The following is a 207-nucleotide window of genomic DNA, read 5'->3' as shown; positions in this document are numbered from 1 at the left end:
TGGGAGATGAATTTCGGTTAGGCGTAGCCTAAAGTTGTCTTTTTTTGCTATGATATAATTAGTCTTATATAAATGAAAGGCTGATATATCAATGAAATTAGACAGTAATAACCATTCTGTGTTCCTCCTATATTATCATCTTGTTCTGGTCGTAAAATATCGCAGACAAGTGATTGATGATACCATATCTGACTATGCAAAAGATAT

The 207-nt window shown here is 32.4% G+C and carries 1 protein-coding gene; it reads left to right on the top strand.

The window, feature by feature from the left end; translation table 11 throughout:
• Positions 1-91: 91 nt before the first annotated feature.
• Positions 92-207 (top strand): transposase (locus TEPIDINF_RS15195; protein ID WP_421692408.1); only part of this gene is annotated, 116 nt, incomplete at its 3' end.

This window comes from Tepidibacillus infernus, assembly GCF_048898065.1.
Taxonomy (GTDB): Bacteria; Bacillota; Bacilli; order Tepidibacillales; family Tepidibacillaceae; genus Tepidibacillus_B; species Tepidibacillus_B infernus.
The sequence above is the reverse complement of the archived record's forward strand: the minus strand, read 5'-3'. Positions and strand labels throughout refer to the sequence as shown.